The sequence below is a fragment of the Tautonia sociabilis genome (assembly GCF_003977685.1).
Classification (GTDB): Bacteria; Planctomycetota; Planctomycetia; order Isosphaerales; family Isosphaeraceae; genus Tautonia; species Tautonia sociabilis.
In genome coordinates, this window is record NZ_RYZH01000003.1 from 68,817 (window position 1) to 87,549 (window position 18,733).

At 70.4% G+C, this 18,733-nt stretch carries 14 protein-coding genes; 7 read left to right on the top strand and 7 right to left on the bottom strand.

Translation table 11 applies throughout. The features are described 5' to 3' along the window. Positions 1-133 precede the first annotated feature (133 nt). The 7 genes from amrS (at position 134) to TsocGM_RS02425 (ending at position 11,354) form a co-directional block, all read left to right on the top strand. Positions 134-1,222, top strand: coding sequence for an AmmeMemoRadiSam system radical SAM enzyme (gene amrS / locus TsocGM_RS02395; protein WP_199756685.1), 1,089 nt, complete (start codon positions 134-136; stop codon positions 1,220-1,222). Positions 1,223-1,322: 100 nt separating this feature from the next. Next, positions 1,323-2,135, top strand: a complete 813-nt coding sequence (locus tag TsocGM_RS02400) for an endonuclease/exonuclease/phosphatase family protein (protein WP_126723726.1) — start codon at positions 1,323-1,325, stop codon at positions 2,133-2,135. A 46-nt stretch (positions 2,136-2,181) separates the two neighbouring features. Next, complete coding sequence (locus TsocGM_RS02405; RefSeq protein WP_126723727.1) at positions 2,182-5,052, top strand: DUF1553 domain-containing protein; 2,871 nt, start codon at positions 2,182-2,184, stop codon at positions 5,050-5,052. A gap of 110 nt (positions 5,053-5,162) precedes the next feature. Continuing rightward, positions 5,163-6,644 (top strand): DUF1501 domain-containing protein, encoded by a 1,482-nt coding sequence (locus TsocGM_RS02410; RefSeq protein ID WP_126723728.1) that lies wholly within the window; start codon positions 5,163-5,165, stop codon positions 6,642-6,644. An 86-nt stretch (positions 6,645-6,730) separates the two neighbouring features. Continuing rightward, entirely contained in the window at positions 6,731-7,522 is a 792-nt protein-coding gene (locus tag TsocGM_RS02415) for a protein-L-isoaspartate(D-aspartate) O-methyltransferase (RefSeq protein WP_126723831.1), read from the top strand. Continuing rightward, positions 7,519-10,377 (top strand): hypothetical protein, encoded by a 2,859-nt coding sequence (locus tag TsocGM_RS02420; protein WP_126723729.1) that lies wholly within the window; start codon positions 7,519-7,521, stop codon positions 10,375-10,377. Before TsocGM_RS02415 ends, TsocGM_RS02420 begins: the two co-directional genes overlap by 4 nt. A 26-nt stretch (positions 10,378-10,403) precedes the next feature. Then, positions 10,404-11,354 carry a GDP-mannose 4,6-dehydratase gene (locus tag TsocGM_RS02425; RefSeq protein WP_126723730.1) on the top strand — a complete coding sequence of 317 codons (951 nt, stop codon included), beginning with the start codon at positions 10,404-10,406 and terminating at the stop codon, positions 11,352-11,354. 22 nt (positions 11,355-11,376) lie between these two features. Here TsocGM_RS02425 and TsocGM_RS02430 read toward each other — a convergent pair whose 3' ends face one another. The 7 genes from TsocGM_RS02430 to TsocGM_RS02460 form a co-directional block, all read right to left on the bottom strand. Continuing rightward, positions 11,377-12,048 (bottom strand): HAD family hydrolase, encoded by a 672-nt coding sequence (locus tag TsocGM_RS02430; protein WP_126723731.1) that lies wholly within the window; start codon positions 12,046-12,048, stop codon positions 11,377-11,379. Between the two features lie 104 nt (positions 12,049-12,152). Beyond that, positions 12,153-12,332, bottom strand: coding sequence for a hypothetical protein (locus tag TsocGM_RS02435; protein ID WP_126723732.1), 180 nt, complete (start codon positions 12,330-12,332; stop codon positions 12,153-12,155). 168 nt (positions 12,333-12,500) lie between these two features. Next, positions 12,501-14,462 carry a sulfatase gene (locus TsocGM_RS02440; RefSeq protein WP_126723733.1) on the bottom strand — a complete coding sequence of 654 codons (1,962 nt, stop codon included), beginning with the start codon at positions 14,460-14,462 and terminating at the stop codon, positions 12,501-12,503. A 118-nt stretch (positions 14,463-14,580) separates the two neighbouring features. After that, positions 14,581-15,429, bottom strand: a complete 849-nt coding sequence (gene accD, locus TsocGM_RS02445; protein WP_126723734.1) for an acetyl-CoA carboxylase, carboxyltransferase subunit beta — start codon at positions 15,427-15,429, stop codon at positions 14,581-14,583. Positions 15,430-15,581: 152 nt separating this feature from the next. After that, positions 15,582-16,172, bottom strand: coding sequence for a histidine phosphatase family protein (locus tag TsocGM_RS02450; protein ID WP_126723735.1), 591 nt, complete (start codon positions 16,170-16,172; stop codon positions 15,582-15,584). Next, positions 16,169-16,918: a ribulose-phosphate 3-epimerase gene (gene rpe, locus TsocGM_RS02455; RefSeq protein WP_126723736.1), complete on the bottom strand. Its 750-nt coding sequence runs from the start codon at positions 16,916-16,918 to the stop codon at positions 16,169-16,171. Before rpe ends, TsocGM_RS02450 begins: the two co-directional genes overlap by 4 nt. 485 nt (positions 16,919-17,403) lie before the next feature. Then, positions 17,404-18,600 (bottom strand): phosphoglycerate kinase, encoded by a 1,197-nt coding sequence (locus TsocGM_RS02460; protein ID WP_126723737.1) that lies wholly within the window; start codon positions 18,598-18,600, stop codon positions 17,404-17,406. Positions 18,601-18,733 lie beyond the last annotated feature (133 nt).

Genomic DNA, 18,733 nt, shown 5'->3' on the forward strand with positions numbered 1-18,733 from the left:
TCCTTTCGCGACTCGGGAATCGGGGGGATCCGACGGGGGCCGCGCTCGTACTATTGTACAGAGGGCCGGCACTCCCCAAGCCCGGCCGCGAGGATGTCTCTCCGTCCGATTCCCCAGGGCGACAAGGATGAGCATGAGCTTGGATTCATCGATCGCGCCGACGACCTACTGGCATGCCCTGGACGATGGCCGCATCCAGTGCGATCTCTGCCCTCGCTTCTGCAAGCTGCACGAGGGCCAGCGCGGCTTCTGCTTCGTCCGGGCTCGGCAGAACGATCAGATCGTGCTCACCACGTATGGCCGATCGAGCGGTTTCTGCGTTGACCCGATCGAAAAGAAGCCGCTCTACCACTTCCTGCCCGGCACTCCAGTGCTCTCGTTCGGCACGGCCGGGTGCAATCTCGGGTGTAAGTTCTGTCAGAACTGGGATATCAGCAAGTCTCGAGAAGCCGACACGCTGGCCGACGAGGCCTCCCCCGAGCGGATCGCCGAGACGGCCTCCCGGCTGGGGTGCCGGAGTGTCGCGTTCACGTACAACGATCCGGTGATCTTCCACGAGTACGCGATCGACGTGGCCCGGGCTTGCCGGTCCCGAGGCATTCGGGCCGTGGCCGTCACCGCCGGTGAGGTGTGTCCCGAGCCTCGGGCCGAGTTCTACCGCCACATGGATGCGGCGAACGTCGACCTGAAGGCCTTCACCGAGCGATTCTATCGCGAGATCGCCGCCGGGCACCTCCAGCCCGTCCTCGAGACGCTTGAATACCTCCGGCGAGAGACTGACGTCTGGTTCGAGCTGACCACCCTGCTCATTCCGGGGCAGAACGACTCCGACGCCGAGCTTGACGCCATGACCCGATGGGTCGTCGACCGCCTGGGGCCAGACGTTCCCCTGCACTTCTCCGCCTTCCACCCGGACTATCGCATGAGGGACATTCCCGCCACTGCCCCGGCCACCCTTCGCCGGGCTCGGGAGATCGCGATGCGGAACGGGGTCCGGTACGCGTATGTCGGGAATGTCCACGATCCCGACTGCGACAGCACCTTCTGCCCCTCGTGCGGCACCCGGCTGATCGGCCGGGACTGGTTCGAGCTGACCCACTGGAACCTGACCGAGGACGGCCGATGCCCCTGCTGCTCGTCCCCCTGCGCCGGGGTGATTGAGCCCGAGCCCGGCCGATGGGGACGCAAGCGGCAGCCGGTTCGCCTGGCGAGCCTCGACTGACGTCGAGACGGCCGCTCCCTCGGGTCCTCTCGAACCTTGACACCGGCCGGATCCCTCCCGGAAGATCGGTTGAACTCGGTCGAGTTCCCGGAGGTCCACCGTGCTCGCGACGCCCCGTCGCCCCGTGTTCGTGGTTTCCTGCATCCTGGCCCTGATTTTCGGCCTGCCGACGCTCCGGGCGCAGGGGCCGACCCAGATCCGGGTCCTGAGTTTCAACATCAACCACGGTGAGGGGACCGATTCCCGGGTCGACCTGACCCGGATCACCGAGGCGATCCGGGAGGCGGAGCCGGACGTGGTCGCGCTCCAGGAGGTCGACCGGGGGATGGCCCGAACCGGGAGGCTCGACCAGGCGAGGCTGCTGGCCGGTCGCCTGGGGCTGGAGCACGCCTTCGGCGGGAACCTGGAGATCTTCGGGGGAGAGTTTGGCAACGCGGTGCTCTCCCGGTTTCCGATTGCCGGGGCCGAGAATCACACGCTCCCGTCCTCCGGGGGCGGCGAGCCGCGCGGGGCGCTGGAGGTGACGATCGCTCCCGAACGGGGGCCGAGCTTCCGGCTGATCAGCACGCAGCTCGATCACCGCCAAGACGACCGGGACCGACTGGCGGCCGCCGATCGACTCGTCGCCCTGGCCGACGCCGAGGGGGCTCCGCCCGCCGTCCTCGCGGGGGACCTGAACGCGGCGCCGGGCTCCGGGCCGCTCGACGTGTTGGAGAGCCGATGGACGCCGACCTCCCAACGCCCCCTGCCGACGGTCCCCGCCGACGCGCCCCGGGCGGCCGTCGACCAGATCCTCGTGGCTCCTGAGGGACGATGGCGGGTCGTCGAGGTGAGCGTGGTGGGCGAGCCCTCGGCCTCGGATCACCGGCCGGTCTTGGCCGTGCTCGAGCTGCTCCCCGAGTCGACCCCCTGAGCCCACCTCCGAGTTCCGACTCCCCGAAGGCGGAGGAGCACTGCCGATGCTGGCCCCGATCGTCCGCCCCGCCCTGCTGGCCGTTGCCCTGGCCCCGATCCTTTCCCCGGCCGGGGTCGAGGCCGAGGACGTCGACTTCGATCGCGAGGTCGCCCCGATCCTCGAACGGCACTGCCTCTCCTGCCACTCGACAGAGAACCGCAAGGGAGACATCAGCCTGGCGACGGCCGACGACCTGTTCGACCTGGATTACGTCCGGCCCGGCCTCCCGACCGAAAGCGAGCTGATCGCCCTTGTCGTCCCCGAGGCCGAGGGGGAGCCTCCCCGGATGCCGCTCAAGGGGGAACCGCTCTCCCCTGATCAGGTCGAGACGCTTCGCCGCTGGATCGCCGAAGGCGCGGCCTGGCCCGAGGGAACAACCCTCTCGGCCGACGAGGAGGCGACGTGGTGGTCCTTCCGGCCGATCGCCAACGTCGAGCCTCCCGACCCCGAGGGAATCCCCGAGGCATGGCGCACCAACCCGATCGACCGGTTCATCTTCGCCAGGTTGCAGGAATCGGGCCTCTCGCCTTCCCCTCCGGCCGACAAGCGGACCCTGATCCGACGCGCGACGTTCGACCTGACGGGATTGCCGCCGACTCCCGAGGAGGTCGAGGCGTTCCTGCGCGACGACCGGCCCGACGCCTTCGCTCGGCTGGTCGACCGCCTGCTCGGCTCTCCCCACTACGGCGAGCACTGGGGACGGCACTGGCTTGACGTCGTCCGGTTCGGCGAGAGCAACGGATTCGAGCGCAACGTCCTGATCAACAACGTCTGGCCGTTCCGGGACGCCGTCATCCGATCGCTCAATGAGGACAAGCCCTTCGATCGAATGGTCCTGGAGCACCTGGCCGGCGACGTGATCGCTCCGGACGACCCCGAGACGGCCGTCGGCACCGCGTTTCTGGTGTGCGGCCCGTATGATAACGTCGGCAACCAGGACCCGGTCCAGGCCGCCCAGATCCGGGCGAACACGCTGGACGACATGATCCGGGCGACCGGCGAGGCGTTCCTCGGCCTGACGATTGGCTGCGCCCGCTGTCACGACCACAAGTTCGACCCGATCCTCCAGCGCGACTACTACGCCTTCTCCGACGCCCTGGCCGGCGTCCGCCACGGCAGCCGGGTCATCGCCGACGAGGAACGCCGACGTCGTCACGAGGAGCGGCGTGCCCCCCTCGTCGCCGATCGCGACCGCCTGAACGCCGAGATCGCCTCCCTCCGCGAGGCGATCCGATCCCGCGCCGAGGCCAACGCCGCCGCCATCGAGGCCGGCTGGACCCGCCCGCCCGTCGATCGCACCGGCACCGAGGAGGCGTTCGAGCCGGTCGAGGCCCGCTTCGTCCGCCTCGTCGTCGAGGGGCTGGACACCGACCCGGATCGGGCTGTCGGCGCCCGGCTGGAGGAGTTCGAGGCGTGGACCGTCGGCGATGCGCCGAGGAATGTCGCCCTCGCTTCCCTCGGCGGCAAGGCGAGCGGGCCGAGCCGGGTCGCCGAGGATTTCGCCGATGCCTACAGCGCCGACCTGACCATCGACGGCCGATTCGGCTCCCGATGGATCTCGGGGGGAACCACCCTGACGGTCGAATTCGCCCGGCCCGAGACGATCGCCCGCGTCTGGTTGAGCAGCGACCGCTCCGGCGCTGCCGGCCAACTGGGCGAGGCGACCTTTGTGGGCGAATATCGCATCGAGGTTTCTCTTGACGGAGACTCGTGGACCCAGGTTGCCAGCTCTCACGACCGGAGACCCGTGAATGAGGCTCACCGGCAGAAGCGCCTCTTCGACCGCGAGGCCACCGAGGAGGAGATCGCCCTCCTTGAGAGGCTGAGCGCCGAGGTCGGCCGGGTGAATGCCGAGCTGGCCGCCGTCGAGCCCTTGCCCGAGTGGTGGGTGGGCCAGTTCCACCAGCCGGCGGAGCCCTCCCACGTCTTCCTGGGAGGAGACCCGCAGCGGAAGGGGGAGCCGGTCACCGCCTCCAGCCTCTCGGCGCTTTCGGGGCTCGACTCCGCCTTCGCGCTCCCCGCCGACGCTCCCGAGGGACAGCGCCGGCTCGCCCTGGCCCGCTGGATCACCGCCGAGGACAACCCGCTCACCCCCCGGGTGCTCGCCAACCGGCTCTGGCACGACCACGTTGGCACCGGCATCGTCGCCACCCCCAGCGACTTCGGCGCGATGGGAGGCACGCCCTCCCATCCCGAACTACTCGACTGGCTCGCCCGCCAGGTCCTCGCGAACGGCTGGCGGCTGAAGCCGATGCACCGGCTGATCATGAATTCGCAGGCGTATCAGCAATCGTCGTCCTATCGGGCCGAGGCCGCCTCGATTGACGGCGACTCCCGATTGCTCTGGCGGTTCCCGCCTCGCCGGCTGACCGGGGAGGAGATCCGGGACGCCATCCTGAGCATCGCCGACGTGCTCGACCACCGGATGGGAGGCCCCGGATTCCGGCTCTACCGCTACCTGGAAGACAACGTCGCCACGTATGTCCCGCTCGACGCTCCCGGGCCTGAGACCTACCGCCGCGCCGTCTACCACCAGAACGCCCGGGCGATGCGGGTCGACCTGCTCACCGACTTCGACTGCCCCGACCCCGCCGCCGCCGCCCCGAACCGAGCCTCCACCACCACACCGCTCCAGGCCCTCACGCTGCTGAACCACCGATTCACGCTCGACATGGCCGACGCCCTCGCCTCCCGGCTTCGCCGACAGGCCGGCGACGATCCGGCCGATCAGGTGCGCCTGGCCTTCGCTCTGGCCTTCTCTCGAGCGCCGGACGACGCCGAGCACGAGGGGGCCGTCGGGCTGATCGAGCGTCGGGGGCTCGACGCTTTCTGCCGGGCGTTGTTGAACGCCAATGAGCTGATCTCCGTCGATTGACCGTCGCCCTCCGGGGCCGTTGTGTCGGATAACCGGACCGGGCCGAGTCGTTTCCCTCGGCGGTCCTCCCCAACGTCGAGCCGGGACGATTCGATCCCGGAGGTGCCCCGATGAGCCCCCCTCGAGACGCCGACTCCGAACATCCCCTGCTGGCCCGAGTGCTCTCCCGGCGCGGGCTGCTCGGGGACGTGTTCTCCGGGCTGGCAGGCATCGGCCTGGCGGGACTGCTGGCCGACGACCTCCACGGGGCCTCCAAGGAGTCAGGCGCCGCCGAGTGGGTTCCCGGTCGGGGGATGACGCACTTCCCGGCGAAGGCGAAGCGGGTCTTGCAGATTTTCTGTCCGGGGGCGGCGTCGCACGTCGACCTCTGGGAGCACAAGCCCGAACTGGAGCGTCGGCACGGCGAGCCCCTGCCCGGGGAGGAGGGGCTTGTCTCCTTCCAGGGCAAGAACGGCAACCTCATGCGCAGCCCCTGGCCGTTCGTCCGCCGAGGCGAGAGCGGCAAGGCGATCTCGACGCTGCTGCCGCACATGGCCCGGCACGTCGACGACATCGCCTTCATCCACTCGATGACCTCGAAGACGAACACCCACGGGCCGGGGTGCGTTTTCATGAACACGGGGCACGCCACCGAAGGGTTCCCCTCCGCCGGAGCCTGGCTGAGCTACGCACTCGGCCGGGAGGCGGACGACCTGCCGGCCTACGTCGCCTTGCCCGATATCCGCGGCGAGCCTCCCAACGGCAAGGCGAACTGGTCCAACGGGTTCCTTCCGGCCCGGCACCAGGCGATCGTGCTGGCCGACCACCAGCCGATCCGCAACCTCGAGCGTCCGGAAGGGATCACCGCCGAGGAGGAGGCCGACACGCTCGACTTCCTCTGGCTGCTCAACGGCCGCCACGCGGAGGCCCACCCGGGCGACGAGGAGCTGCGGGCCCGCATCGCCGCCTACGAGCTGGCCGGGAAGATGCAGGTTTCGGCCCCGAAGGTCGCCGACCTTGGCTCCGAGCCCTCGTCGATCCACCGCCTCTATGGCACCGACGACCCCAACCCGCTGAAGGCCGCCTACGCCCGCAACTGTTTGCTCGCCCGCCGCTTGCTGGAGCGCGGCGTCCGCTACGTGAACCTGTACTGCGCCAGCCGGGCCTCGGGGGTCGACGGGCTGCTCAACTGGGACGCCCACCGCACCCTCAAGCCCGACTACGAGCGCCACGCCCCGATCTTCGACCAGCCGACCGCCGCCTTGCTGTCCGACCTGAAGGCCCGAGGGCTGCTCGACGAGACGCTCGTTCTCTGGACCACCGAGTTCGGCCGGATGCCGACCCATCAGCAGGGGACCACCGGCCGCGACCACAACCCCGACGGCTTCACCTGCTGGATGATGGGGGCCGGCGTCCGAGGCGGCACTAGCTTCGGCGCCACCGACCCGTTCGGCCGTCGCGCCGAGGTCGACCCCGTCACCGTCTGGGACTTCTACGCGACGGCGTTGCACCTGCTGGGTTTCGACCACACACGGCTGACGTACGATTACAACGGGTTGGACCGCCGACTGACCGATGTTTTTGGGAACGTGCTCCGGGCGATCGTCGCCTGAGCGGCCCCGGAGCGATGCTTCACGGATCGTCGGCCTCGCCGTACAATGGGGCGATCCACTCGGAGGAGCCGGACGGCCCGGGGGTGATGCCCATGCGATCGATGCTCGCCGCGACGCTCGCGGCCGCGGTTCTCGGGATGGCGGCCCCGCTCCCCTGCCCGGCGGCCCAGGAGGCGCCCGAGGCCGAGGACGACCCGTTCGCCGCCGCCAGGGCCCGGATGGTCCAGCGGCATCTGGTCGAGCGGGGGATCAAGGACGAGCGCGTCCTGGAGGCCTTCCGCACCGTCCCCCGGCACCGCTTCGTGCCGGAGGAGTACCAGCGGCTTTCCTACGAGGACGAGTCGATCCCGATCGGCGAGGGACAGACGATCACCCCGCCCTTTGACGTCGCCTTCATGACCGAGGTGCTCGAGCCGAAGGAAACCGACACGGTCTACGAGGTCGGCACCGGCTCCGGCTACCAGGCGTCGATCCTGGGGCAGCTTGTCGCCGAGGTGTACTCGGTCGAGATCCACGAGCCGCTGGCGGCCCGGGCGGCGGAGGTCATCCGCGACCTCGGGTACGACAACATTCACAGCCGGCCCGGCGACGGCTACCTCGGTTGGCCCGAGGCGGCGCCGTTCGACAAGATCATCGTCACCTGCGCGCCGGAGGCGATCCCGCCGCCGCTGGTCGAGCAGCTCAAGGAAGGGGGGAGGATGGTCATCCCGATTGGCTCCCGGTTTGACCAGAAGGTCTACGTCTTCGACAAGAAGGGGGGCCAGCTCGAAGGCGGGCCCGTGCGGCCGACCTTATTCGTCCCCATGACCGGCAAGGCCCAGCGCGAGGCCGCCGAGCGCCGGGCCAAGGGAGACGCGCCGGAGCCCCGGGTCCCGTGACGCGGACGCTTCCTCCTCCCCGGAGCCTCGTCGGCCCGCTGGTCGGCCTGATGCTTGTCGTGTCCGCCGGGGCCCAGCGGCCCGACGCGCTGATCGTCCGTCCCGGCCCTCCTCCGCTGATCGACTTCGAGGCCGATGAGGACGGCGACGGCGTCCCGGACGGCTGGTACAACCTCCGGGATGCCGCACTCGTGCCCGAGGGGGGCGTGGTCGGCCCGACCTTGCTCCGGTTCGAGGCCGATCTTCCGTCTCGCCCGGCCCGGATCAGCCGGGGATTCGGTGTGGATGGGAGGCAGACGGAGGCCTTGATCCTCGGCCTCTGGGTCCGTCGCGTCGGCGATCCCCTGCTGCCGGGGGAGCGGCTCGGCGAGGAGCCGAGTGTGCTGCTCGACCTGCTCGATGCCGACCTCCGCTCGACCGCCCGGGGGAGCCTCGGCCCCTTCACCGACCTGCCCGACGGCCGATGGGTCCACTGGGTGGCTCGGATCCCCGTCCCCCCGGACACCCGAGACGTGCTGATGACCGTCGGCCTGCTTGGCGGCACCGGGACGCTCGATGTCGACGGGCTGACGATCGAGGAAGTGCCCGTGGGCGGGGCGTCCTCGACGAACCTCGTGGTGAACGGAAACCTGGAGCTGGGCGGGCTCGACCCGGACTACTGGCTCCTGGAAGGCCAGACCCGCCGGGTCCACCCCGGCCGCGCCTCCGACTCCGCCCTCGAGCTCTCCGACGCCGGAGACCGTGCCCTGGCCCCGCTGGGAGTGCCGGTCGGGGGGATGGATCGGCTGTCGATCTCGATCGCGGCCCGGGGGGAGGGCCTCCGAGGAGCGGGGGGCGCTCAGGCGGTCGTCTTCTTCCTGGGAGACGACGGCCAGCCGATTCCCGGCCCGTCCGCGGCCCGGGCCGTCCGGTGGGCCGGCTCCTTCGGGTGGCGTGTCGACCGAGCGACGATCCCGGTCCCCCCCGCCGCCGTTCGAGCGGTGTTGCAACTGGAGAAGCTCGACCGGTTGGGCGCGGTTCGGGTGGATGATGTCGAGGTGGTCGGGGAGGCTCGCGTTGCCGGGCTCCGCTCCTGGACCCCGTTCCACGTCGAGGGAGGCGGCGACTCCTGGCCTCCGTATGAGCCCGCCGAGGCGGTCGAGGCCGGTTCCGCCCTCGACGCCTCCGTCCTGCTCGACACTCCGGCTGGCTCGCACGGCTTCGTCTCGGCCGAGGGGGGGCGCCTGCGTTTCGAAGACGGCTCGCCCGCCCGGTTCTTCGGGATCTATCTCTTCCCCCCGGTGATGTTCGCCCAGGCCGACCGCACCGACGCTCTGGCCGATCGCCTGGCGAGGTCCGGCGTCAACCTGGTCTACCTCGGCGACCTGGACACCCCGCTCGGCCCTGGCAGCAGCCTGCTGGACGACACGGTCGACGACACGAGCACCCTCGATCCACTCGTCCTGGCCGACTTCGACCATTTTGTCGCGGCGTTGAAGGCGAGGGGGATCTCGATCGCGCTGGGCCTGCTCAGTCAGGCCCGATTCCGGGCCAACGACTCAATTGCCGACTTCCGAGCACTTCCCCCCGGCGGCGGGCCGGCGGCGGCCTTCGACCCGAACATCCGGGACCGCACCCTCCGCTTCGCCGAGGCGTTGCTGACCCACGTCAACCCTGAGACGGGCCTGGCTCTTAAGGACGACCCGGTGCTCGCCTGGGTCACCCTTGCCGGCGAGCACTCCCTGTTCGACCTGATCGATCAGCCCGACGCCCTCCCTCCGAGACAGGCCGAGGCGCTGCGGGAGCGCTCCCGGGCCGCTCGTCGGGGGGCCGGCCGGGCCTTCTGGCAGGTGACCGAGGCGGAGCAGTGGTCGGCGATGGCGGCCCGGCTCCGGGAGATCGGCTTGCGGGTGCCGATCGCCGGCTCGTCCCACTTCCGACGCGAGCCCGAGTTCGCCGCCGCCCAGCGGGCCGAGGGGCTCGATCTGATCGATGACCGCCTCTTCTGGCCGATTCCCCGGTTTGCCGCCCCCGACCTCCGGTCGCTGCTGCGGAGGCCTTCGGCCGAACTGGTCGCCCTGGCCGAGGAGAAGCGGGACCGAGACCGGCCTTACGTTGTCGGCCAGTACGCCCACTATACGGAGGGGGCCTGGGCCCTCCCCTGGGAGGGGCCGGACCTCCTCTTCGCCGCGGTCCAGGGGCGCGCCTCCGGCTGGGACGCGCTGGTCCGCCGGGGGATCGGGCGGTTCCCCGAGGTCTGGGGAGCCGCCGCCTCCGGCACCGGAGGGGGCCAGGACGTCTTCCTCATCCCCGAGGTCATCAATGGCAATCCCCAGGTCTTCGCGATGCTGCCTCACGCCTCGGCACTCTTCCGGGGGGAGGACGGCTCGGAGGCCTCCCCGGGAACGCCTCCCGGTTCCTGGGACCGTCGCCTGGGCCGACTGATGATCGACACCAGGCGCACGATCGGAGTGGCCGGGGCGATCGACGAGGCCCAGGTTTCCCGGGATGGGTTGGGGCTTCGTTCCCGCATGCCCGTCGGAGCGATCGTCGCTTCCTCGGTGGGGGCAGGGACGCTCGCCGAGGCTGATCGGATCCTCGTCTCCGCCGTCGCTCGGGTGCAGCCGACCGGCCTGGAGTGGGTCGACCACTGGCGGCGAGAGGTCGCCGACCCGGGCCGTCCTCCGCTCCGGGTCGAGCCGATCCGGGCGACGGTTTCCTGGACGCGCGAGGGGCCTGCCTCGCTCTTCGCCCTCGACGAGGCCGGTCGCCGAATCGCCGAGATCCCCGGCAAGCGGACCCCGCAGGGCATGCACTTCGACCTCGACGGCCGGGACGGTCGATTACACTGGGAACTCGTGGTCGGTTCGCCCTGATCGAGTGCCGAAGAGGAAGGCCGACGATGTCCCGCATGCTCGTCACCGGCGCCGCCGGGTTCATCGGATCGCACCTGGTCGACCGCCTGCTGATTGAGGGGGTTGAGGTCGTCGGCGTCGACAATTTCGACCCATACTACGACCCAGACCAGAAGCGTCGGAACCTGGAGGACGCCCGCCGGCATCCCGGTTTTCGGCTGGTCGAGCTGGATCTGCGGGACGCGGAGGGGGTCGCCCGACTCGTCGCCGAGGTGGGGCCGGAGGCGATCATCCACCTCGCCGCCCGGGCCGGGGTGCGGCCGAGTATCGAGCAGCCGGGGCTGTACACCGAGGTCAACGTGTCGGCCACGACCTACCTGCTGGAGGCCGCCCGGAGGCTCGACCCGATGCCTCGGTTCATCTACGCCTCCAGCTCGAGCGTCTACGGAGACCGGCCCGACGCTCCCTTCCGGGAAGACGACCGCGTCGACTCGCCGATCAGCCCCTATGCCGCCACCAAGAAGGCCTGCGAGCTCATGGCGCATGCCTTCCACCACATCCACGGCCTCCCCGTCACCGGGCTCCGTTTCTTCACCGCCTACGGCCCGCGCAACCGGCCCGACCTGGCGATCCACACGTTCGCCGATCTGATCGAGCGCGGCCGCCCCATCCCGATGTTCGGGGATGGGACCACCCGGCGCGACTACACATTCGTCGGCGACATCGTTGATGGCGTCGTCCGGGCCGTCGAGCGCTGCCGGTCGCACCACCTGTACAACCTCGGCCACTCGGAGCCGATCGCCCTGCGCGACATGATCGCCGCCCTTGGCCGGGCCCTCGGCAAGGAGACGGTCATCGACCCCCAGCCCGAGCAGCCAGGAGACGTCCGGCAGACTTACGCCGATATCAGCAGGGCACGATCCGAGCTGGGCTACGAGCCGTCCACTCCGTTCGAGGTCGGCCTTCGCGCCTTCGTCGACTGGTTCCGGTCGCGCTAAACCGAGCCCGGGGAGGATCGTTCTACGGGGCGTCGAATCCCAGCGCCTTGCGGGTCGCCCGCTCGTCGGTCAGGTCGTCCAGGAACGGGGAGTCGCCCACCCAGACTCCCCTCGGGTGCCGGTGGCCGACCGCGACGCACCGGATCCCCGCCGACCGGGCCGAGGCCAGTCCGGCCGCCGAGTCCTCCAGCGCCACCGCCTCGGCCGCCGAAATCCCGAGCCGCTCCAGCGCCGTCCGGTACGGCTCCGGGTTCGGCTTCGTGGCGGAGACGTCTTCCTTGGCGACGATCACCGAGAACGCTTCGGTGATCCCCCCGGCGTCGAGAACGACCTCCACGTCGGCTCGCCTCGCCGAGGAGACGACCGCCAGCCTCGCCTCCCCGGCCAGGCCGCGCACGAGGGGAGCCACGCCGGCGTAAAGCCTCGGCTCGTCCCGGAGCATCGCCGCGGCCAGCGCCTGCTTCCGGCCGACCCAGCCGTCGATGGCCCCGCCCTCGATCCTCTTGGATTCGAGGATCTCGGCGAGGAAGTCGCGGTCATCGATCTCCACCGCCCGGGCGCACTGCTCGGGAGTCACCTCGAGGCCCATCGCGGCGAACGTCCGCTCCCAGGAGGCGATGTGGACGTTCTCGGTGTCGGCGATCACACCATCGAAATCGAACAGGACGGCCCGGGGGGTGGGGGAAGAGGACATCGAGGGCGACCTTCGAGAGAGGGGGCGGGGACTAGCCCCCATCGTCGGCCGCTCCCTCCGACGGTGTCAAGCGTTTCGGAGGCGTCCCCAGGTTGTTCCGAGGCTCAGCGTGGGTTGCGAACCGACCGGCCGCGCACGCTCCGGACGATCGACACCACCGCGAGCCGGACGAACCGGGTCGAGTTCCGGCCCAGCATCATGGCGACGCCGACGACGGTCGCGAACGCCGAGGCCACCGGGAGCATCGTGTCGGGGCCGAGATAGCCCAGCAGCAAGACATTCATCACGATCCGTCCCCCCTCGGAGCGATCGTCTCGACAGGCCCTCCCGGCCGGGGGCGGCCGATCGATCATCGGCGCCTGTCAGCCGGGCCCGTTCGGTTTGATCGGAGGGAGCAGCGCACCAACTTGAATGGTTTTCCGGTCGCCGTGCTCCCCCTACCGTCGCATCCCTCATCCCCCTTCCCCCGAGAGGCGATCGAGTCGCGATCGCATCGCGTCGAGCTGGCCGGCCAGGTCGGGGGAACCGGCCAGGTTCTCGGCCTCCTCGCGATCGTCGAGGGCGAACAACTCCTCGTCGCCGTCGCCCGACCGGATGTAGGTGAACCCGCCGGAGACCAGCGCGCGCAGCCCTCCCTGGAGGGCGGGGGCGTGGCCGCGGGCCTCCTCCCCCCGGACGCCGAGGTCGACCTCGGCGAAGACATCGGAGGAGGGTTCGGTCGAGCCGTCGTTCCAGGTCCAGGAGAGCGACCAGCCGGGGAAGGGGGCCTGTCTCCCGGGAGCCGAGAGGGCCGCGATCGTCGCCGGCACGTCACGGAGGCTCACCGGCCGGACGACCCGGATCCCCCGGGGGCCGTCCCACGAGGCCGGAGGAACGAGCAGCAGGGGGACGTGAATCGCCTCTCGGTAGAGGTCGCCGCCGTGGCCGAAGAGCAGATGTTCGCCGAAGTGCTCACCGTGGTCGGAGGTGATCACCAGCCACGAATCGTCGAGCAGCCCCCGGGAGGCCAGTTCATCACAGAGCCGGCCGATCTGGGCGTCGATCGAGGCGATGCAGGCGTCATAGGAGTCCCGCAGCGCGTCGGAGCGGCGGAGGAGCCGGTCAAGCTGCTCGGGATCGGGGTCCAGGGGGTTGAGCGCCCGAAGGTCGTTCGGGTCGAGCCTCTCCGGCGAGCCGGCCTCGACCCCGAACCTTGACGCGAATTCCGCCGGGGGCTGATAGGGGGCGTGCGCGTCGAAGTAATTGAGGAAGGCGAAGAACGGCCGACCGTCTCCGGCTCGGGAGTCGATCCAGCGGAGCAGGTCTCGGTTGATCCGGGAGGCGTCTTTTCGGGGACCGAAGGGGGGGCGGGTGACCAGGCCGAGGGACCGTCCGGCCGAGACGAGCCGACGTCCGATCGCGGTGTTGCCGAGGGCCTCGATCGGGTCGACCCGCGCGTTCTCCTCGAAGTCCTCATAGCGGGAGAATCCTCGGTCGAGCCCGAACCGAGCGTTGCAAAAGTAGGTGTTCGCAACGAATCCGCCGGTCGAGTAGCCGAGTTCCGAGAAGAATTCGGCCAGGGTGGGATCACGGCCGTCGAGCGGGGAATGGGAGCCGACCGAGAGCTCGTGGGGCCATCGCCCCGTGAACAGGCTTGCGTGGGTCGGCAGGGTCCAGGGGGCCGGCGCCCTCGCCTCCTCGAAGGTGATCCCGGACGCGGCGAGCCGCTCCAGGTGGGGAGAGGTCGGCCGGTCGTATCCGTAGAGCGAGAGGTTCTCGGCCCGAACCGTGTCCAGAACCAGCAGCAGGACGTTGGGCGCTCCGGGGATGGCCTCCGGCAAGGCGGCCAGCGCCTTCTCCTCGGCCCGGACGACGCGGCGATATTCCCCGAACCCGAGCCACCCCAGCCCGAAGGCCGCCCCTGCCAGGCCGACCCACGCTCGTCTCCGGTTTCTCGAGACCAGTCGGCCGATCCTCCCGGAGGCCCTGGAGGCGATTCCCAGCGCAAGGGCGGCCGCCCCGACCGGGTGCAGACCGACGATGGCGAGCATCGGGCCCAGGACGGCTGCCCAGGAGAGCAGGAACAGCGCGAGCCGGCCGGCCCATCGCCCCCGAAGCCCTGCGGCCGGGGCCAGCAGCAGCCCGAGGAGGCCGATCGTCGCGAGGTCGGCCGCCGGGATCATCCAGCCTTTGTGATGATTGGTCCGCAGCGACTCCGCCGAGACGACCGGGAAGCACGCCCCCTGGACCAAGATCGTCGCCAGCTCCAGGAGCCCGGCGACGATCCCCAGCCAGAGCCCGGTTGCGATCACGTCCCCGACCCCGACCTGGGGAGAGGCCCGAGGCGTCCCTCCCTCCGTCTGGAGCGGCTGGCGGAAGCGTCGATGCGGCGTCGGACCTCGCCGGCGGGCCGGCTCCCTGGGGGTGTCGAGCATCGGCCGATCCCTCCCTGGATCGTTCGGTGACGGGTCTGTCCGGGGGCTCGGTCGGAGGGGAGCCCCGGGATCTGATCCGCCCGGGCCTCGTCCCTGGGGAGATGGGGCGGGGAGGCGATCAGGGCGTCACGTAGTTGAGCAGCTGGGCGAGCGTGCTCCGCAGGTCTTTGCGGTGGACGATCCGATCGATGAACCCGTGCTCGAGCAGGAACTCGCTGCGCTGGAAGCCCTCTGGGAGCTTCACGCGAACGGTCTGCTGGATGACCTTCGGCCCGGCGAAACCGATCAGGGCCCTGGGCTCGGCGAGGATCACGTCGCCGAGGCTGGCGAAGCTGGCGGCCACGCCCCCCATCGTCGGGTGGGTCAGCACGCTGATGAAGAACCCTCCGGCGGCGTGGTAGCGGGCCAGGGCGGCGGAGGTCTTGGCCATCTGCATCAGGGAGAAGATTCCCTCGTGCATGCGGGCGCCGCCGCCGGAGCCGGAGACGATCACCAGGGGGAGGCGGAGGCGGGTGGCCTCCTCGATGGCGCGGGTCAGCTTCTCGCCGACGACCGAGCCCATGCTGCCCATGATGAAGCCGGAGTCGGTGATGCCAAAGACCAGCCGGATTCCCTTGATGAACCCCTGACCGACGAGGGCGGCCTCGTTCAGTCCGGTGCGTTGCTGCTCGGCGGCGACGCGGTCGGGGTAGGGCCGGCGGTCGTTAAAGGAGAGGGGGTCGGCGGGTCGGAGGTCGGCGTACCACTCCTCGAAGGTGTCCGGGTCGAGCAGGTCGGCGATCCGGTCCCGGGCGGCGCGGGTGAAGTGGTGGTCGCACTGGGGGCAGACGTTGCGGTTGCGCTCGACCTCCTTGCGGAAGAGGGTGGCCGAACAGCCATCACAGCGCATCCAGACCCCTTCGGGGACCTTTTTGGACGCGTGCGGCAGCGGCACGTGATCCGTCGGGGCGCTGCGGTTTGCGGCCATGGGCAAGGTCGCTCCGGCGGGTGGGCCGGCCGCCGGGTCGGGGGTCCGGACGTCGGCGTGCGGGGAGGAGAGCTGTTCCATCGGTCTGGGGCTCGCGGGGGGAGGGGGCGGGAGGCCCGGGGGTCCCGTCGAGAACGAGGGGCCGGCCCGGGTCAGGGGGGGGCGCCGTTGCGGGCGACCTCGGCCGCGACCTCGATCCGCTCGAAGTCGCCCGTGGGAACCGGGTCGAGCAGCTGGACGTTGGCGTCGCGGCGGAGGTAGCAGGAGACGAGCCGGGCGATCGGCTCGGCCACCACCAGGCCGATGGCCTCGTCGCGGTGCCGCCTCAGGATCGGCTTCAGGGCGGCGGCGATCCGGGCCTGGGCCGATTCGACCGTCTCTCCCCGGGGGGGGCAGACGGTGCGGGGGTCCTCCTGCCACTGGCGGAAGAGCTTGTTGTTGCGGCGTCGGATCTCCTCGATCTGGAGCCCCTGCCAGAGTCCCTGGTCGAGGTTTCTCAGGTCCTCCAGCCGGCGGACGCGGAGGCCCAGGGCGCGGGAGACGGTCTCGGCCGTGCGAACGACGCTCTCGCCGGGGCCGCAGTAGAGGGCGGCGATGGCGACGTCGTTGCTGGCCAGGCGGTCGGCCAGCTCAGCGACCTCGGCGCGGCCGCGGTCGCTGAGGGGAACATCCAGGATGCCTTGGACCCGGTTCTGCTCATCGTAGGAGGTGGCGCCGGGCCGAATCAGGAGCACCTGCGTCATACGGCTGGCGGGGCCCCCGCCCTTCCGGGGGCGGCCCCTCCTCGCTGGAGCCCGCGACGCGCCGCCTCGGCCACCTCGCCCAGGGACGCCGCGTAATTGCCATCGGCCCGGTAGGTCGCCGAGCCGACGACCAACTGGGTCGCGCCGGCCTCGGTCGCCTGGTCGGCCGTCCTCGCATTGATGCCGCCGTCGATGGCGATCCGGAGGCCTGGCCGGGCCGCCCGGATCGCCCGCACTTTTTCCAGGACGGTCTCCTGGAACCGCTGGCCGCCGAATCCCGGCATCACACTCATGACCAGCACCGAATCGAGCTGGTCGAGGTAGGGCTCGACGGCCGTCCAGGGGGTCGGCGGATTGATCACCAGGCCGGCGCGGCAGCCCCGGTCCCGGATCTGGCGGAGCAGGTCGGCCGGCTTGCGCACGACCTCGGCGTGGACCAGGAGGCTGTCGGCCCCGGCATCGACGAACGCGTCGAGGTACTCGGCCGGGTTGGAAATCATCAGGTGAGCGTCGAAGGGCAGGTCGGTCACGGCGCGCCAGTCGGCCACCACGGGGGGACCATAGCTCAGGTTCGGGACGAAGTGACCATCCATGACGTCCAGGTGCAGGGCGGCGACCCCGGCCGCCTCCAGCCTGGCGATCTCCCGGCCGACCTCCGCGAAGTCACAATCGAGCAGCGACGGCGTGATCAGCGGCGCGGTCGCGCCATCCCAGGCCCGCAGTCGCTCGGTTCGCTCGCTCGGCATCGGATCACCTCGGGAGACCTCGGGAAGGTGCGACGGTCGGCCGCCCCTCCCGGTCCGGTCCGATGACCGACGCGGGGCCGGTCGCCGGCCCCAGGTCGATCGTATCTCTATACCACCGCCGATCTCCCAGGTCTAGAGGATCCGACTTTGGTCGGGAGGACTGCCTTCCGACCCGATCCCTCGGAATCCATCCAAGACCCCTCGGTTGCACAATCCACGCGATTGGCTGGACTCAGCAGGCGGCTCGACTCAGGGGAGTCGAGGTCTGGGGGATGTCGGGCGTGGGCCGATCTCCCGCCCGGGGGCTCCAGGCGCGAAATCTCCTGGCCGGAGGGGGCGAGAGAGCCCACCGAATCATTCGGCAACTCGAGGCGGGTGGATGAATCGATCGGCCGTTGCTCCGATCGCTCCCGGGCGATCGAGAGGCATCGCGGACTTTCAATCGCCCGGGAGGGAGTCGAGTCGCGGGGGTAGGGGCGGGCCGTTCAGGAGCGGTCGGGGATGACGTCCAGGGACTTGAAGGCCTTGCCTTCGAGCGCCTCGAGGAAGGCGCCGCCGCCGGTCGAGACGTGGGAGACCTTGTCGGCCAGGCCGAACTGCTCGACCGCCTCGGCCGTCTCGCCACCGCCGACGGCGGTGACGGCCGGAGACGAGGCCATCGCCTCGGCGACCTTGAGCGTGCCGGCGCGGAAGGGCTCGTCCTCGAACTTGCCCATCGGGCCGTTCCAGACGACGGTGCCGGCGTTCTTGATGATCTCGGCGTAGGCCGCGGCCGTCTTTGGGCCGATGTCGATGCCGATTTGCCCCTCGGGCAGGTCCGAGCCCTCGACGACGGAGGTCTTGGCTTCCTTCGGGTCGATCGAGGTGGTGACGAGGTGGTCCTCGGGCAGCTTGATCTTGCCGCCTCCCAGGTCCAGCAGGCGTCGGGCGACGTCGAGCCGGTCGTCTTCGCAGCGGCTCTTGCCGATCTCGTGCCCCTGGGCCTTGAGGAAGGTGTAGGTCATGGCGCCGCCGATGAGCAGCGTGTCCACCTTCTTGAGCAGGTTCTCGATGACGCCGATCTTGTCGGACACCTTCGCCCCGCCCATCACGGCGACCATGGGGGGCTTCGGCTTGCCGAGGAGCTGGTCGAGGATGGTCAGCTCCTTCTCGACGAGGAAGCCGATCGCCCGCCGGTCGGGAGGGAACTGCTCGGGCACGGCGACCATCGAGGCCTCGTTCCGGTGGCAGGTGCCGAAGGCGTCGTTGACGTAGCAATCGGCCAGGGAGGCGAGGGCCCGGGCGAACTCGGGGTCGCCCTTCTTCTCCCCCGTGTTGAACCGGACGTTCTCCAGCACGACGATCTCGCCGGGCTTCAGCGCGGAGCACTTGGCCTGGGCGTCGGGTCCGACCGTGTCGTCGGCCTTCTGGACGGGGCGGCCGATCAGCTCCTGGAGCCGGGCGGCGACCTTGTCCATCGTGAAGGGGGCGTCGGCGGTGGGATCGCCGCTGGGGCGGCCGAGGTGGCTGACGAGGATCAGTGCGCCGCCTTGTTCCAGGATGTGGTTGAGGGTCGGCAGGGCCGCCCGGATGCGGCGGTCGTCGGAGACGTCGCCGTCCTTGGTCAGGGGCACGTTGAAATCGACCCGGACCAGCGCCTTCTTGCCGTGGAAGTCCAGGTCCTTGATCGTCTGCTTCGCCAAGGCGGGAGTCCTTCTGTCGGTCGGTGCGAATTCGAGGGTGGGAGTCGATGGTTCGAGGGAGCGGGGCCGGCCGTGATGGACCGACGCCCGGCCTCCCAGGGGGCGGGCCGGGCGTCGTGACGAGGTCTTCGGG

Excerpts from the sequence above, each read along its gene's own strand:
- TsocGM_RS02430 (WP_126723731.1), bottom strand. The coding sequence starts at position 12,048 with ATGTCCTCTTCCCCCACCCCCCGGGCCGTCCTGTTCGATTTCGATGGT.
- TsocGM_RS02425 (WP_126723730.1), top strand. The coding sequence starts at position 10,404 with ATGTCCCGCATGCTCGTCACCGGCGCCGCCGGGTTCATCGGATCGCAC.
- TsocGM_RS02450 (WP_126723735.1), bottom strand. The coding sequence starts at position 16,172 with ATGACGCAGGTGCTCCTGATTCGGCCCGGCGCCACCTCCTACGATGAG.
- amrS (WP_199756685.1), top strand. The coding sequence starts at position 134 with ATGAGCTTGGATTCATCGATCGCGCCGACGACCTACTGGCATGCCCTG.
- accD (WP_126723734.1), bottom strand. The coding sequence starts at position 15,429 with ATGGCCGCAAACCGCAGCGCCCCGACGGATCACGTGCCGCTGCCGCAC.
- TsocGM_RS02440 (WP_126723733.1), bottom strand. The coding sequence starts at position 14,462 with ATGCTCGACACCCCCAGGGAGCCGGCCCGCCGGCGAGGTCCGACGCCG.
- TsocGM_RS02410 (WP_126723728.1), top strand. The coding sequence starts at position 5,163 with ATGAGCCCCCCTCGAGACGCCGACTCCGAACATCCCCTGCTGGCCCGA.
- TsocGM_RS02415 (WP_126723831.1), top strand. The coding sequence starts at position 6,731 with ATGCCCATGCGATCGATGCTCGCCGCGACGCTCGCGGCCGCGGTTCTC.
- TsocGM_RS02435 (WP_126723732.1), bottom strand. The coding sequence starts at position 12,332 with ATGAATGTCTTGCTGCTGGGCTATCTCGGCCCCGACACGATGCTCCCG.
- TsocGM_RS02405 (WP_126723727.1), top strand. The coding sequence starts at position 2,182 with ATGCTGGCCCCGATCGTCCGCCCCGCCCTGCTGGCCGTTGCCCTGGCC.
- rpe (WP_126723736.1), bottom strand. The coding sequence starts at position 16,918 with ATGCCGAGCGAGCGAACCGAGCGACTGCGGGCCTGGGATGGCGCGACC.